Below are 13,456 nucleotides of genomic sequence, written 5' to 3' on the forward strand. Positions count from 1 at the left end.
ATCGCAAGGATACGCATCGAACTGAGTGCGGCTCGTTCAATGGACGCCCTTTTGATCTCCCCCGTCTTTGTCAGTGGCTGAAAGCCGCGCCTGAAGTTCGGTGGTAAGCCACCTTGCCGCCGGCCCCGGCGGGTTTGCGACATTGCGTATCACGTGGATGGGGTACTCACCCTGGTCGAAGATGGGAAACTGGAGATGGACGAGACGGCCATCGGCGAGATCATCTCTAACCAAGGATGCCGGAAGTCCGCCCCAGCCCAATGCGCCGCGGATATAGAGATGTTTTGTCGCGTTGTCGCTGACACGCCAAGTCTTGAGCGAGAACACGTTGAAATCGCGTCCCTTCGTCAAGCCCGAAGCGTCGTAGACGACGAGCTGGGTTTCGTCCCGCACATCAGCGAGGGTCATCGGCCGGCGCAACTTTGCAAGTGGATGGTCGGGGGCGGCGACGGGGATCATCGCCGACTGGCCGATCCGTTCGAAAACGATCTGATCGTTCCTCGTCGCCATGGCGCCGCCAAAGCCGACGACGGCCCTCGCATTGCTAACCGCATCTATGACGATCCCCAATGTGCCGACCGTTACATTCAGGGAGACGGTGGGATAATGACTGCGGAAGGCACGCAGCACGTCGACGACAATGTCCGTCGGCACGATAGCGCTCATCGCCACATTGAGCTCGGCCTCCAGCCCGTCGCTCAGGGCCTGGACGCGCGCCCGCATCAGATCGAGATCGCCGAGCAACCGGCGGGCATCCTCGAGCACCGACCTTCCGGCTTCCGTCAGCTGCGGCCGTTTGGTGCCGGAGCGGCTGAAAAGCGCCACCCTGAGCTGCGCCTCGAGATTGGCGATCGTATAGCTGACGACCGACTGCGTTCGGTTGAGGGCGCGGGACGCGGCTGAAAAACTGCCTTTCTCCACCACGGTCAGGAAGACCTGAAGCTGATCCAAAGTCGGGTGGGGCTGCATATCTCATCGATCCTGTCGATAAATTTTCACGAAAATATAACGGTTTTCACGATGAGCTTCCAGCTGTATCTGTTCGCTCGACGGGATTGCCGTCATCCCTTATCAAGGAGGTTCGAATGTCCAACACCGCGACTGGTTTGCCTGCGCCCCAGGGGAAGTTGCTTCTAATCGGGCTATGGTCCGCTCAGGTGCTTCTCTTTATTGCCTTCACGCTGTTCGGCTGTATGAAGTTTTTCATGCCGGTCGACCAACTGGCGGCAATGTGGGTATGGCCCGGCGACGTTCCCGCATGGTTTCTGCGCCTCATGGGTATTATCGATTTCGCCGGCGGAGTGGGCGTGTTGCTGCCGGCCCTAACTCGGATTCAGCCGCGTCTGACCGTGCTTGCGGCGCTTGGCTGCGTGCTGCTGCAGATCACTGCGATGATCTTTCATCTCTCCCGCGGCGAAGCGTCCGCCTTGCCCCTCAATGTCATCCTGCTTGCCCTTTCAGCTTTCATCCTGTGGGGCCGCGGCAAGAGGGCGCCGATTACGCCGCGCCAATGACGGACGCCGCCGATCGGGAGGCGCGCGCCCGGATCCAACAGGTTTTGGACGAACTCGACAGATTGAGTTTTGAGCTGCATCGCCAGTCATGATGTCTTTTGGATTAGGCTCAGGACCCATAAACGGACTTGTGGAGCGGGGCCAGTTTGATTCAGTGGCGGCGTCGAGGTGGCGCTGCCGATGGCCGACATGTTCCTGCTGAACGAGGCGCAGATGCGCCGGATCGAGCCCTACTTCCCCTTGTCGCGTGGTCGAGCGCGGGTGGACGACCGGCGGCGCTGTCGGGCATCGTCTAGGGCAGGTAGGGCGCGAGGCCGACGTCGGAGTGGACCTCCGCCAAGGCCGAGTAACGCTGCCAAGGCCGCCGCTTCGATAGGGGCCTTGGCCGACGAATTCTCGAGGAGGGTTTGAGCTTCTTGTTCGTTCCTTCAACACTACGACGAAACCCGAACCCTCCTCAATTTACGAACCCAAGTGTTACCACTATACGATGATGGACAAGAGGTGTCGTCAAGACCTGATGAAAGACAGCAGGTCAGGGTTGAGGACATCCGCATGTGTGGTTAGCATGCCGTGGGGGTAGCCCGGATAAGTCTTCAGCGACCCGTTCTTAAGCAGGTCGACCGCACGCGGCACTGAACTTGCGAACGGGACGACTTGATCAGCCTCGCCATGCATCACCAGCACCGGCACAGTGATCTTCTTGAGGTCTTCGGTATAATCTTCGAGCCAAGAGTCGACGGTCGCGTAATGAGCGAGGGCACCGCCGGCCATGCCTTGGCGCCACCAGTTCGCAATGATTGCCTCCGAAGGCTTCGCCCCATCGAGGTTGTAGCCGTAGAACGGGTTCTCAGGGACGAAACGGTAGAACTCCGACCGGTTGCCCAGCACGCCGGCCCGGATCGCTTCGAACCACTCCGGCGGCTGACCGGCCGGGTTATCCTCGCTCCGGTACATGTTCGGCGTCAGCGAAGCGACCAGCACCGCCTTCGCAACCCGCTCCTGGTGGCGAGCGACATAGCGAGCTACCTCACCGCCACCCGTCGAATGCCCGATATGGATCGCGTCGCGCAGGTCGAGGTGTTCAGTCAGCGCCGCGAGGTCGGCAACCCAGTGGTCCATGTCGTTGCCGGTGCTGGGCTGGTCGGACCGGCCGTGGCCGCGCCGGTCGTGGGCGATCACCCGATACCCGTGATGAAGGAAGAATGTCATCTGGGCATCCCAGTCGTCCGCTGTCAGCGGCCAACCGTGGCTGAAAACGATCGGCTGACCTGATCCCCAGTCCTTGTAGAAGATATTTACGCCGTCTGTAGTAATTATCGTGGACATGATTTGCTCCTTTGATTGCCGCGGATAAAGGTCAGCACTCGTTGTCGCGGCGTTCCAGCGAGAAACTTGTCAAATACATGACCGGTCGCATATTTACCGGCCAAAATTGTTCAGGTTACAAGGGCGGGCAAAACGAAACCTTCAAAGCTGTCGAATGGCGACCGGTTACGTTCGACCTTGGCACGCGTGACCGCGCCTTCGAACGCGTCGATCAACGCGACGGCAACCTGTCCCGGGTCCTTTCCGGCCGGCAATTCGCCCTGGGCCTGGGCTTCCCGGAGGCATTCGGTGAGCGAGGCCATCCATTGGCGATAGATTGCCGCCAGCGTAATGCGTACATGCTCGCTCGACGGCGTGACCTCGAGCGCCATATTCCCGATCAGGCAGCCAACCGCGTAACCGCGGCGCTCGTGAAACTCTGCTAGGCTCGCGAAATAGCGCGCGATACGCGCGAGCGGCGCCATGTTGTGATCGGCCAAGATCGGGCCGTAGGTAGCAACCACCGAATCCCAATACTCAGTCAGTACCTCGACAGCGAAGGCCTCCTTGCTTTCGAAATAATTGTAGAACGAACCCTTGGGCACACCGGCGACCGACGTAATCTCCTGCACGCCCGTGGCATTGAAGCCGCGGGTGCTGATGAGGTTTCCCCCCTTATCCAGGAGGCGCGATCGCGTTTCGGGATTGGCTGGTCTAGGCATGAATATATATATGACCGGTCGTCTTGTTATTGTCAAGCAGTTTTTGGTGGGGACACGGGTAACACATTCACACCCGCTACGATCGCTGCGCCAACACCTTCATGGGCGCAATCACCCTCGCCGCCATCCTCCTATTTGGCTACCCCGTTGTGAGTCCTGAGCCTAGGGCGGCAATGACGCGATCGGCCATGAAAGCGCACCGGGCGCCATTGAACGGAAACAGCGCCGAGAATGCGCCGGAGAGCCGTTTTTCGATCGACTGACGCATCATCTTCCGCGCCCGGTGCAATCGGGTCTTGGCAGTTTCGGGTCTTATGCCGAGATAGGATGCGGCCTCGTCGGTGCTCATGCCCTCGACATCACGCAGTACGAAGACGGCGCGAAAATCATCCGGAAGTTCGTCGACCGCATGTTCGAGGAGATGCCGCGCCTGGCTCCGCGACAGCTCGGTTTCTGGATCGGTTGCGGACAAGGAGGAAGGAAATTGTAGTACTTCACCGCCCGGCGATGTCGTCTGCATGTCGATTTCCTCGAGCCTAGCTGTGTTCTTTCGGCGCCGCACGCGGCCCAGCGCTTCGTTGATCGCAATTCGGGTCAGCCACGTCGAAAACTGCGCATCGGCTCGGAACGCCGCCAGATTGGTGAATGCTTTGATATAGGCGGCCTGAACGACGTCTTCCGCCTCGGCATCGTTGCGGATGATGGCGCGCGCGGTGCGGAACAGGCGCTGGTTGTGGCGTTGAATGATGGTGCGGATGGCGGGCTCGTCGCCCATTTTCGCCAAGGGTACGAGATCTGCGTCGGAGAATGTCGACATCTGCTGCTGGTGCTGCTGCTGTCGCTCGGTCGGAACCGGAATGGCTGTCATGGGAATCCTCCGCCTGCCGTATTTGATTGAAGCCCGGCCCTATGGCCGGACGTCCAGTTTGCCCGTCATGGCCGGATGAAAGCGGCAATAGAAGTCGACTGCTCCCGCTCGGCTGATCGTCATGCGACCTTCCGATTTCGGCGGCAGGTCGATATCGAAGCTTTTGTCGCGGGCCGTCACCGTGTGCCGGAAGATATCATCATTTCGCCAGACGATCACGTCGCCCACATGCAGTTCGGCAGGCGGCGCGCTGTATTTCATCCCTGCAATGGTGACTTGGTATTCCGCGGCAGAGGCGACGCCGCCGCCTGTCCAGAGTAGCGCACACAGCAGCGGCAGCGATTTCGTCAGCAAATGCATCGCCAGTCTACTTCATCGTCGAGGCAAGATGCTCGGCATGCATCTGGTGCTGCTTGAACAGGGTCAGGCCCGTTTCCAGGAGCGACTTGAGCTCGTTGTTCTGCGCCGAGGGGATCAGCACCTTGGCAAGCGCATCGTTGACCGACTTGTGATAGGCGACTTCGTTTTCGACATAGGCCTTGTCGAAAGCCGCGCCGTCGAGAGCGTCAAGCGTCTTCAACTCCTTGCTTGCTTGAGTCGAGAGCGACTGGCTGATCTTGTTGTCTTCAGGCGTCACCTTTAGTTTCTTGACGAGGGCGAGCGCCTGATCGTTGACGGCCTTGTGGTCGCGCTCCATGGTCTTGGCGAATTCAATGACTTCGGCATTCTTGCTTTTCTTCAACGCCTGATCCGCGGCGGTGACGTCGATCTGCCCCGCCGTATAGGCGATATGAGCAATCTGAGGGTCGGTCGGCTTTGCATCGGCGGCGATCGAAGCCGTGCCGAGCGAGGCTGCCAGGAGGGTTGCGCCGAGAATCTGTTTCAACATGATCTGTCTCCTTTGTGTCCATGTGACGGAATGGCTTCTGCGGCGGTGGCGCCTTTGGAAGCAGGCATTGGATGCAGATCGGCCGAAAAGGTTCCCGGAAATTTTTGCAGGCAAGCGGCGCCTCATCGGCGTCGGCCGCCGCCAAGCCCCTCGGATCACCAGCAGCTTTCGAAACGCGTGGCAGGCCGCCCAATCATAGTCAAAAATACGTCGATGCTATCCGTTTCGCGCGCAAAACATCCGACCGGGGATGGCGCCGAAGCACTTTTTTTAAGCCTTGCCGCCTTGGATGGGATCGCGCTTGTCACGGGGACAGCGGCACGATTGGTCGGCAGGGATACGGGAATACGACATGGTCCATAGCAGTTGTGCACTTATGATCTGCCGCTGGTTCTACGGCTGCGGTGTATTGCGTTAAGGCTCGATGTGCATGGTCGAGACAACGAACGGTTCGGGTTGGAATGCGGCCCATCAGGATCGACTTCCCGATGATCCCGGCAGCATTGAAGCGCCAACTGATCTCAAAGATCAGAAAGACAGATTCTGCGCGGAGATCGCGGCATTGGCGACGGCTGTCCTGAGCGGAGATCTGACGCGGCGGATGAATGCCGACTACGCCGATCCGGATATCTCCCGTTCGGCTGTCATCCTCAATGAGCTGATCGTGTCGATTGACGATAACTTGTCCGATTTCAACGATGCGATGGCCGCTCTCGCCCACGGGGATCTCCATTGAGGCATGCGGGACAAACATCGCGGCGCCTTCGGACAATTGCAGAAGAACTTCAATCTCGCCCTGGCGACGGTCCGCACCGTGCTGGGCGAACAGGGTTCGGGCCCGTTCACGGAGAAGGCGACGAAATTCGCCGGATGCTGGCGGGCTTCAGATCGAATGGGGTCGCTTTCGAAATCCGGATCTCCGATGAAGATTCATGGCCAATTCCTTCGCCTCCCCATGATCTCTGGCTGAAACTTGCCGATGCGCTGGATGGCTTCTCAGCCTGAACATTGACCGCGCCACAACTGCAATAGCCGTTGTGGCACGGTGATGTGTTTCGTCGTCAGAAGGGGTAATGCTGGGCGGAATCCTCGATCGTGATCCAGCGGAGGTCGGTGAATTCGGCGATCGCCGCCTTGCCGCCGAAGCGGCCGTAGCCGCTGCCCTTGACGCCGCCGAAGGGCATCTGCGCCTCGTCGTGCAGCGTTGGGCCGTTGATGTGGCAGATGCCGGATTCGATCCGGGCCGCAACTGCCATCGCCCGTTGCACGTTACGGCTGAAGACGGCCGACGACAGGCCGTATTCGGTATCGTTGGCGATGCGGATCGCTTCTTCCTCGCCGGAGACGCGAATGATCGGCTTGACCGGGCCGAAGGATTCTTCCGCATAGACGCGCATGTCGGATGTGACGTGATCGAGCAGCGTCGCCTCGACCACGGTGCCGGAGCGCTTGCCGCCGGCTACGAGTTTTGCCCCCTTGGCCGTCGCATCGGCGATCAGCTCTTCCATCTTTTTGGCTGCATCGAGGCTGATCAGCGAACCGAGAACGACATGGCCGCGTGGGTCACCTGCCGGCAGCTGGCTGGCGCGGGCGGCCAGCTTGGCGACGAACTGATCGGCGATCGTCGCGTCGACGATGATCCGCTCCGTCGACATGCAGATCTGGCCCTGATGCATGAAGGCGCCGAAAATGGCGGCATTGACGGCGCCGTCGATATCGGCGTCGTCGAGGATAACCAGCGGCGCCTTGCCGCCGAGTTCGAGGAGAGCGGGTTTGAGATGCCTGCCGCAGGTCTCGGCGATGATCCTGCCGACTTTGGTCGATCCGGTGAAGTTCACGCGCTTGACCGCGGGATGGGCAATCAGCGCGGCGACGATCTCAGGCGCATCTTCGGGCGCGTTGGTAAGAACGTTGATGACGCCAGCTGGCAGGCCGGCCTCGGTCAGCACTGTGGCGATTAGCCGGTGTGTGCCCGGGCATTGTTCGGATGCCTTGAGGATGACGGTGTTGCCGCAGGCGATTGGCATGGCGATGGCGCGGGTGGCGAGAATGACGGGCGCGTTCCAGGGAGCGATCGCCAGGCAGACGCCGGCCGCCTGGCGAACGCCCATGGCGAGCGTGCCGGGCTTGTCGGACGGGATGATTTCGCCTGATATCTGCGTCGTCATGGCGCCGGCCTCGCGCAGGATATTGGCGGCGAGCATGACGTTGAAGCCGGCCCAGGGCGCGGTCGCGCCGGTTTCCTCGATCATCAGCCGAGTAAATTCGCCCACTTTGGAATCCATGATGTCGGCAGCCTTCATCAGGATGGCGCGGCGCTGGCCAGGGCCGGTCTTTGACCAGGCGCCAAAGGCGACGGCGGCGGCATCGACGGCCGCGGCAACGTCTTCCAGATTGGCGGCGGCGGCGCGGCTTGCGAGCTTCTCGGTGAAGGGATCTAGGCGGTCGTAGGTCCGGCCGCCGGAGGCTGCGCGGTCCGCGCCGTTGATGAGGAGGGAAATATTCATCTGGGGTCTCCTGAGGGAAAGAACTAGAAGCCGAGGACTTCGGCGTTGATGGATGCTTCGAGGCCGCCGTCGGTGGCTAGATTGGCGCCGTTGATCCAGCGCCCGCCGTCAGAGCAGAGGAAGAGCACGGCGGGCGCGATATCGGCGGCGGTGCCGGCGCGGCCGACGCGGGTAATGTCGCTGTCGACCCTGGCGTCGCCGAGCACGGCGCGGAACTGTTTAAGGATCGGCGTTTCCACCGGCCCGGGGCTGACCGCATTGACCCGGATGCCACGGTTCTTGAACAATGGTTGGTGGGCCGCGCGCATGGTCCAGAGTAGGAGCAGTTCCTTGGAGAGCGGGTAGCCTTGCTCGTCCTTGAGGCCGTGTTCGCGAACGATCGCCGCCACATCGGGAAAGCCCTCGATTGATGTCAGCGACTTTGCTCGCTCGAGATTGGCGCGCCAACCGTAGCCGGCGATCGAGGCGACGTTGACGATGGCGCTGCCTTCGCGCAGGCGGGGTGCCACGGCTTCCGACAGGGCGCGAAGACCGTAGAAGTTGACCGCGAGCGTCGCGACGACGCCGGTGCTGCCGGAAAGGCCGGCGACATTGGCGAGCGCATCCAGGCGCGTCGGGAGCCGTGCAACGATCTCGGCAACGCCCGATGGCGTGGACAGATCGCCCGTGATGAAGGCGGCGCCTCCATTGGCCGGCTCGCGCACATCGACACCGATGACCTCGGCGCCCATCTGGCCGGCCAGTTCCGCCGTCCGGGCGCCGATGCCGGAAGCCACTCCGGTTACCAGGATTGTTTTACCAAAAAGCATCAACGTCACCTTTCACAATAGAATCCGGAAGCCGGCTCATTCTTCCCATTTGATCTTATTCGGACCGGGCAATTTCAGCCGGTAGCCGACGGGAAGAAGTTGCAGGTCGAAGCGGCGCTCGATTTCGCCCCAGAGGCCGCGCGGCAGGTAGAGCGAGAAAATCAGGGCGGTGGCGCCGAGGCCGATCAGGTACCACACGCCGGCTCCGCCGAAGAAGGTCTCGATCATGAAGAACAGGACGGCGCCGATGATCGCGCCTTCGAACTTGCCGATCCCGCCGACCAGCACCATGAAGATCATGTAGGCCGTCCATTGGACGCTGAAATAAGTCTTCGGCTGGAAGGTGGTGGCAGTCGCCAGCCACAGGCCTCCGGCGATCGCGATGCCGAAGGCGGCGAGCACGAAGAGCAGCCTCTTGGTGGCGATCACACGCACGCCGACCGAGGTCGCCGCCTCTTCATTGTCGCGGATCGCCTGCATGGCCGCGCCGGCGCGGCTGCGCATCAGCATGAAGAGCGCACCGAGCAGGGCGGTCATGGACGCGAGCGCAAGCCAGTAGATTGTCGCCCGCCGCGTGCCGCTGTCATAGACGTTGAGCGAGATCAGCGAGGTTCCGGTTTCTCCCTGGATCAGCCGGTCGAGGTTGACGAGCAGGTGGGCGAGTTCGGCGATGACCCACATGCCGATCGCGAACTCGCCGCCCTTCAGCCGCAGCATGAACAGCGAAAGCGGGATCGACAGCGCGCCGGTCACGATCGCGGCCGCAAAGAGCGCGATGAACGGATCGAGCCCGGCATCGGCGAGCCGAATGGTGAAGTAGGCGCCGAGCCCGAAGAACACCTGTTGGCCGACCGAAACCAGCCCGCCAAAACCGGCGAGCGCATTCCACATGGCAGCAAGAATTACGTAGATGAACAGGGCCGTCATCCGGTCGATCGCGCCGGCGCCGAGGACGGCGGGGGCGAAGATCAGCAGGACAAGCACCGCGGCCATGGAGCCAAGCGCCACCCGCGACGATTTCGTCCAGCGTTCTATCGATATGCCGTTGGAGACAAAGGTCATGTCGGGCTCCGGAGACGTGCACGAAGGTTGAAAAACGCACCGAGCTTGTCGAGTTGAGGCATGCCGAAGCGGGACAGCCTGATGAAAAGTACCAGCAGAAATACGGCGTGGCCGCCAATCAGGAAGCCTTGCGGATGCAATTGCGCACCGAGCGATTGGGCAAGGCCAAGAACGATGCCGCCGGCAAGCGTGCCCCACAGCGATCCCGCTCCGCCGATGACAGCCGTCTCGAAAGCGAAGAGAAGCTGCGGGCCGCCGGCATAGGGGCTGAAAGTTGCCCGCATCCCGAGAAAGGCCCCGGCAATCCCGATGGTGACCATGGTGATCGCGGTGGCGACGGCATTGACCCTGCGCGCATCGATGCCGACCAGCCCTGCCGTATCGGGATCCTCGGCCGTGGCGCGGATGGCGCGGCCGAGCGCAAAGCGGCCGAGGAAAAACTGCAGCCCCCCGAGAATGAAGACTGCCGTCACCATCATCATGACGGCAAGCTTGCCGACGAAGATGTGGCCCGGCAACTGCCAGGACGCATAGGACAGGTTGCCGATGAAGGGCGCGAGCGACCGTGTGTCGGCGCCGAACTGCTCAAACAGCAGGTTGTCGATGACGATCGACAGGCCGAAGGTTGTGAGGATCGGCAGCAGCGTCCCGCCACGGGCGCTGCGTTCCAGAATGAATCGCTGCAGCAGCCAGCCGAGGATCGCCATGACGGGCAGCACGATCAGCAGGCCGGCGAAAGGCGGAATGCCGGCCTTGGCGGCAAGCAGCCACAGCCCATATGCGGCCGCGACCGTCAGGCTGCCATGGGCGAGATTGATGATCCGCATGACGGAGAACATGAAGGACAGGCCGCAGGCGATGACGGCGTAGTAGCCCCCGAGCAGAATGCCCTGGATCAGAGTGTTGATCATGATGCGCTCCTTTCGCCGGCGGCCCGGTGCAATCCGAAATAGGCCTGGGTGACGTGCCCGCGAGTGACGGCTGCGGCCGGCCTGTCGAGGACGATGCGTCCTTCCAGCATGCAGATGACGCGGCTTGCCACGCTCATGGCGCGGGCAAGGTCCTGCTCTACGAGCACGATGGTCGTTCCCGAGGTCAGCAATGCCTGCAGTTGGGCGTAGACGCGATCGACGACCAGAGGCGAAAGTCCGAGCGAGACTTCGTCCAGCAGAAGAATATCGGGATTGCTCATCAGCGCCCGGCCGATGGCAGTCGCCTGCTGTTCCCCGCCCGAGAGATGCCCGGTCTTTGCGTGGCGGCGGGGTTTGAGGTTCGGGAAGGCGTCGAGGACGCGGTCGACGCTCCATTCACCCTTGCGGCCGCAGCTCTTTCCGAGAAGCAGGTTCTCTTCCACGGTCATCTGCGAGAAAAGGCGCCGGCCTTCCGGCACCAGGGCAATGCCCTTGGCGATCCGTTTGTGGGAAGGGACGGCGGCCAGGTCTTCATCGTTGAGAAGGACTTGGCCGGAGCATGGAAGATGGGCGCCGGCGATCGATCTGAGCAGCGTCGTCTTGCCCGCGCCGTTGGCGCCGACCAGTGCCAGCACCTCACTCTTGGCAATATCGAAACTGACGCCGCGCACCGCCTGAAGCAGGCCGTGGCGGACGTCGAGGTCGCGGATGGAGAGAAGGCTCATGCGGGTGTCCCTCCGAGATAGGCCTTGACCACCTCCGCATTGCTCATGACCATTTTCGGCTCGCCGTCGGCGATAATCCTGCCCGCGTCCATGCAGATCAGCCGTTCCGCCACCTGCAGAAGGATATGGACGATGTGCTCGATCCAGACGATGCCGATACCGCGGCGGCGCAATTCGAGGATGGTTTCGACGAGCTCGCTCGCCTCGCCATCGGTCAGTCCTCCGCCGATCTCGTCGAGCAGCAACAGCCTCGGCTGCGTGGCCAGCGCACGGGCAAGCTCCAGGCGTTTGCGATCGAGAAGGCCGAGCGTGTCGGCCGGGCGGTTGGCGACGTCGAGCATGCCGCAGAGCGACAGCGAATCCACCACCCGCTGATATGCTTCGTCGCGGCTTGCGGCATTGCCGTGCGATGCGGCGACGAAGACGTTTTCGAAGGTCGTCATGCCGCTGAAGGGTTTGGGAACCTGATGGGTCCGGACGAGCCCGGAGCGGCAGCGCTCCGCCGCCGTCCGGCTCGTGACATCGGCGCCATCGAAGGTGACGGTTCCCGCACTTGGCGGGAAGGCGCCGGCGAGCACGCTGAGCAGCGTCGTCTTGCCCGCGCCATTCGGCCCGACGATGCCGACCGCGTCGCCATCGCCCATGGAAAAATCCAGGTTTTCCAGGACGACGAGCGCGCCGAACCGCTTGTGGATCCCCTTGGCCGAGAGAAAGGCTCCCCCCGGCCGATTTTGAGCTAGCTGCTGCACTATCCGTTATCCGTTATCCGTTATAAGCGATGAGCTTGGCGCCGACCGGCACATTGGGGTCGGTGGCGTTTTCGGTGACGACATAGTCGAGCGCGAATTTCGAGCCCTCTGCCGCCTTCACCCATTGCGTGCCGATGATCGGCCCGGGAGAGACGTTGGCGACCGGGCCGCTGGTGAAGTCGACCTTGCCGGCGATCGTCGTCGTCTTCAGCGTGCTGATCGCTTTGGCCACTGCCTCTTTGCTCTTGACGTCGGTACTGGCCTTCAGCGCATCGAAGCCTGCATCGAGAAGTGCAAGGCTGGCGCCGAGCTGCTGTGTCCACTGTTTGCCGCTTGCCGTTTCGTAGCCGTCTGCGAGCTCGGTTCCGGACACGCCCGTCAGCGTCGATTTGTAGGGGAAGGCCTTATGCCAGTAGGCGGCGCTGCCAATGTTCAAGCCGAGGTCGCCGAGCGCCTCGATGTCGGAAGGAAACAGCCCCGTCTTGGCGACCTGGCAGATCTTGATCTGCTGGGTAAGGCCCTGTTGCGCGGCCTGACGCCAGAAGGCGGCGAAATCTGGCGGTATCGGGAACGAGTTGAAGATCTCGACGCCCTCCTGCCGGAAGAGAGCGATCTGCGCCGTAAAATCGGTGGTTCCGGTTTCATAGGCGCCGGGATCGACGATGGTGAAGCCCGCCTTGGCAAGCGCCGGCGCCAGATGGGTGCGGATCGCATTGCCATCGGCGTCGTTTGGATACATGACGCCGACCTTCTTGTTGGTCTCGATCAGGTTCCATTGCGAAACATAGGCCTTGTGGAACTCTTCGACGCCGAAGCCGAAATGATAGGTCCACTTGAACGGTGAAGGCGCGCCCGGCTTGGCGCCGCGACCGAAATACCAGGCTTCCCAGGGCATGACTGTCGAGAGGCAGGGAATACCGGCCGCTTCACAGGCGTCGGCCACCGGATTGATGGTTTCGGGCGTCGAGACGGCGAGCATCAGGTCGATCGCCTTGTTGTTGATCAGGTCCTTCGCCAGTTGGCCGGCGCGCGAGGGATCGGACTGGGTGTCCTGGTCGAGGATCTCCACCTTCCAGGTCTTGCCGCCCGCCTGCAGGCCGTTCGCCAGCGCCTTGCGCGCGAGGTCGAGCACGTAACCGTCGGTCTCGCCGAAGCCGCCGAGCGGGCCGGTGCGCGGGCTGATGAAGCCGACCTTCAGCGTATCGCCGCTCTGAGCGAAGGCCGTGCGACCGGAGAGCGCCAGTGCTGTTCCGCCCGCTGCGGCCGATGCGATGAAAGAGCGGCGGGTGAGCGATGCTGCGTTGAATTTTCCGTTGCGGAAAATGCCGTTCATGAAATCATTCCTCCCTCTTGATGCTGGCCTCTTGGGCCTGCTCCCATTGTTCATCCCGC

Annotated in this window: 15 protein-coding genes; 2 read left to right on the plus strand and 13 right to left on the minus strand. The window is 61.9% G+C overall.

Going from position 1 to position 13,456, the window contains the following annotated elements; all coding sequences use genetic code 11:
* Positions 1-36 precede the first annotated feature (36 nt).
* Complete coding sequence (locus HJB83_RS28705; protein WP_221117212.1) at positions 37-969, minus strand: LysR family transcriptional regulator; 933 nt, start codon at positions 967-969, stop codon at positions 37-39.
* Between the two features lie 116 nt (positions 970-1,085).
* On the opposite strand from HJB83_RS28705, the gene HJB83_RS28710 reads away from it, so the two are divergent.
* Entirely contained in the window at positions 1,086-1,514 is a 429-nt protein-coding gene (locus tag HJB83_RS28710; RefSeq protein WP_207584566.1) for a DoxX family protein, read from the plus strand.
* Between the two features lie 510 nt (positions 1,515-2,024).
* Here HJB83_RS28710 and HJB83_RS28715 read toward each other — a convergent pair.
* The 5 genes from HJB83_RS28715 to HJB83_RS28735 all read right to left on the minus strand — a co-directional run bounded on the left by HJB83_RS28715 (position 2,025) and on the right by HJB83_RS28735 (position 5,301).
* Positions 2,025-2,843, minus strand: a complete 819-nt coding sequence (locus tag HJB83_RS28715) for an alpha/beta fold hydrolase (RefSeq protein WP_207584567.1) — start codon at positions 2,841-2,843, stop codon at positions 2,025-2,027.
* A gap of 110 nt (positions 2,844-2,953) precedes the next feature.
* Positions 2,954-3,544, minus strand: a complete 591-nt coding sequence (locus tag HJB83_RS28720) for a TetR/AcrR family transcriptional regulator (protein ID WP_207584568.1) — start codon at positions 3,542-3,544, stop codon at positions 2,954-2,956.
* Positions 3,545-3,683: 139 nt separating this feature from the next.
* Positions 3,684-4,412, minus strand: a complete 729-nt coding sequence (locus tag HJB83_RS28725) for an RNA polymerase sigma factor (protein ID WP_207584569.1) — start codon at positions 4,410-4,412, stop codon at positions 3,684-3,686.
* A gap of 39 nt (positions 4,413-4,451) precedes the next feature.
* Positions 4,452-4,772, minus strand: a complete 321-nt coding sequence (locus tag HJB83_RS28730; protein ID WP_207584570.1) for a cupredoxin family copper-binding protein — start codon at positions 4,770-4,772, stop codon at positions 4,452-4,454.
* 7 nt (positions 4,773-4,779) lie between these two features.
* Positions 4,780-5,301, minus strand: coding sequence for a DUF4142 domain-containing protein (locus tag HJB83_RS28735; RefSeq protein ID WP_221117213.1), 522 nt, complete (start codon positions 5,299-5,301; stop codon positions 4,780-4,782).
* Positions 5,302-5,731: 430 nt separating this feature from the next.
* Between HJB83_RS28735 and HJB83_RS34370 the strand changes: the two genes are divergently transcribed.
* Positions 5,732-6,037, plus strand: coding sequence for a hypothetical protein (locus tag HJB83_RS34370; protein WP_259671434.1), 306 nt, complete (start codon positions 5,732-5,734; stop codon positions 6,035-6,037).
* Positions 6,038-6,362: 325 nt separating this feature from the next.
* Here HJB83_RS34370 and HJB83_RS28745 read toward each other — a convergent pair whose 3' ends face one another.
* From HJB83_RS28745 to HJB83_RS28775, 7 genes are read right to left on the minus strand one after another with little or no spacing between them, the layout of a single operon-like run.
* Positions 6,363-7,808: an aldehyde dehydrogenase gene (locus tag HJB83_RS28745; RefSeq protein WP_207584572.1), complete on the minus strand. Its 1,446-nt coding sequence runs from the start codon at positions 7,806-7,808 to the stop codon at positions 6,363-6,365.
* A gap of 23 nt (positions 7,809-7,831) precedes the next feature.
* A complete protein-coding gene (locus HJB83_RS28750; RefSeq protein ID WP_207584573.1) occupies positions 7,832-8,617 on the minus strand; it encodes a coniferyl-alcohol dehydrogenase in 786 nt (261 codons plus the stop codon).
* Between the two features lie 36 nt (positions 8,618-8,653).
* The gene (locus HJB83_RS28755; protein ID WP_207584574.1) at positions 8,654-9,679 is read right to left on the minus strand and encodes a branched-chain amino acid ABC transporter permease; all 1,026 of its coding nucleotides are present in this window, start codon (positions 9,677-9,679) and stop codon (positions 8,654-8,656) included.
* Complete coding sequence (locus tag HJB83_RS28760) at positions 9,676-10,590, minus strand: branched-chain amino acid ABC transporter permease (RefSeq protein ID WP_221133069.1); 915 nt, start codon at positions 10,588-10,590, stop codon at positions 9,676-9,678. The genes HJB83_RS28755 and HJB83_RS28760 overlap by 4 nt, the downstream gene beginning before the upstream one ends.
* Complete coding sequence (locus tag HJB83_RS28765; RefSeq protein ID WP_221133070.1) at positions 10,587-11,315, minus strand: ABC transporter ATP-binding protein; 729 nt, start codon at positions 11,313-11,315, stop codon at positions 10,587-10,589. The genes HJB83_RS28760 and HJB83_RS28765 overlap by 4 nt, the downstream gene beginning before the upstream one ends.
* Positions 11,312-12,064: an ABC transporter ATP-binding protein gene (locus tag HJB83_RS28770; protein ID WP_405049179.1), complete on the minus strand. Its 753-nt coding sequence runs from the start codon at positions 12,062-12,064 to the stop codon at positions 11,312-11,314. Before HJB83_RS28770 ends, HJB83_RS28765 begins: the two co-directional genes overlap by 4 nt.
* A 13-nt stretch (positions 12,065-12,077) precedes the next feature.
* A complete protein-coding gene (locus HJB83_RS28775; RefSeq protein ID WP_207584577.1) occupies positions 12,078-13,397 on the minus strand; it encodes an ABC transporter substrate-binding protein in 1,320 nt (439 codons plus the stop codon).
* Positions 13,398-13,456 lie beyond the last annotated feature (59 nt).

This window comes from Rhizobium sp. NZLR11 (assembly GCF_019685115.1).
In the GTDB taxonomy this organism is placed as follows: domain Bacteria; phylum Pseudomonadota; class Alphaproteobacteria; order Rhizobiales; family Rhizobiaceae; genus Rhizobium.

Bases quoted from the DNA above. Each gene is read 5' to 3' on its own strand.
- HJB83_RS28710 (WP_207584566.1), top strand. From the start codon at position 1,086: ATGTCCAACACCGCGACTGGTTTGCCTGCGCCCCAGGGGAAGTTGCTT.
- HJB83_RS28755 (WP_207584574.1), bottom strand. From the start codon at position 9,679: ATGACCTTTGTCTCCAACGGCATATCGATAGAACGCTGGACGAAATCG.
- HJB83_RS28720 (WP_207584568.1), bottom strand. From the start codon at position 3,544: ATGCCTAGACCAGCCAATCCCGAAACGCGATCGCGCCTCCTGGATAAG.
- HJB83_RS28715 (WP_207584567.1), bottom strand. From the start codon at position 2,843: ATGTCCACGATAATTACTACAGACGGCGTAAATATCTTCTACAAGGAC.
- HJB83_RS28705 (WP_221117212.1), bottom strand. From the start codon at position 969: ATGCAGCCCCACCCGACTTTGGATCAGCTTCAGGTCTTCCTGACCGTG.
- HJB83_RS28725 (WP_207584569.1), bottom strand. From the start codon at position 4,412: ATGACAGCCATTCCGGTTCCGACCGAGCGACAGCAGCAGCACCAGCAG.
- HJB83_RS28750 (WP_207584573.1), bottom strand. From the start codon at position 8,617: ATGCTTTTTGGTAAAACAATCCTGGTAACCGGAGTGGCTTCCGGCATC.
- HJB83_RS28730 (WP_207584570.1), bottom strand. From the start codon at position 4,772: ATGCATTTGCTGACGAAATCGCTGCCGCTGCTGTGTGCGCTACTCTGG.
- HJB83_RS34370 (WP_259671434.1), top strand. From the start codon at position 5,732: ATGGTCGAGACAACGAACGGTTCGGGTTGGAATGCGGCCCATCAGGAT.
- HJB83_RS28765 (WP_221133070.1), bottom strand. From the start codon at position 11,315: ATGAGCCTTCTCTCCATCCGCGACCTCGACGTCCGCCACGGCCTGCTT.
- HJB83_RS28745 (WP_207584572.1), bottom strand. From the start codon at position 7,808: ATGAATATTTCCCTCCTCATCAACGGCGCGGACCGCGCAGCCTCCGGC.
- HJB83_RS28760 (WP_221133069.1), bottom strand. From the start codon at position 10,590: ATGATCAACACTCTGATCCAGGGCATTCTGCTCGGGGGCTACTACGCC.
- HJB83_RS28775 (WP_207584577.1), bottom strand. From the start codon at position 13,397: ATGAACGGCATTTTCCGCAACGGAAAATTCAACGCAGCATCGCTCACC.
- HJB83_RS28735 (WP_221117213.1), bottom strand. From the start codon at position 5,301: ATGTTGAAACAGATTCTCGGCGCAACCCTCCTGGCAGCCTCGCTCGGC.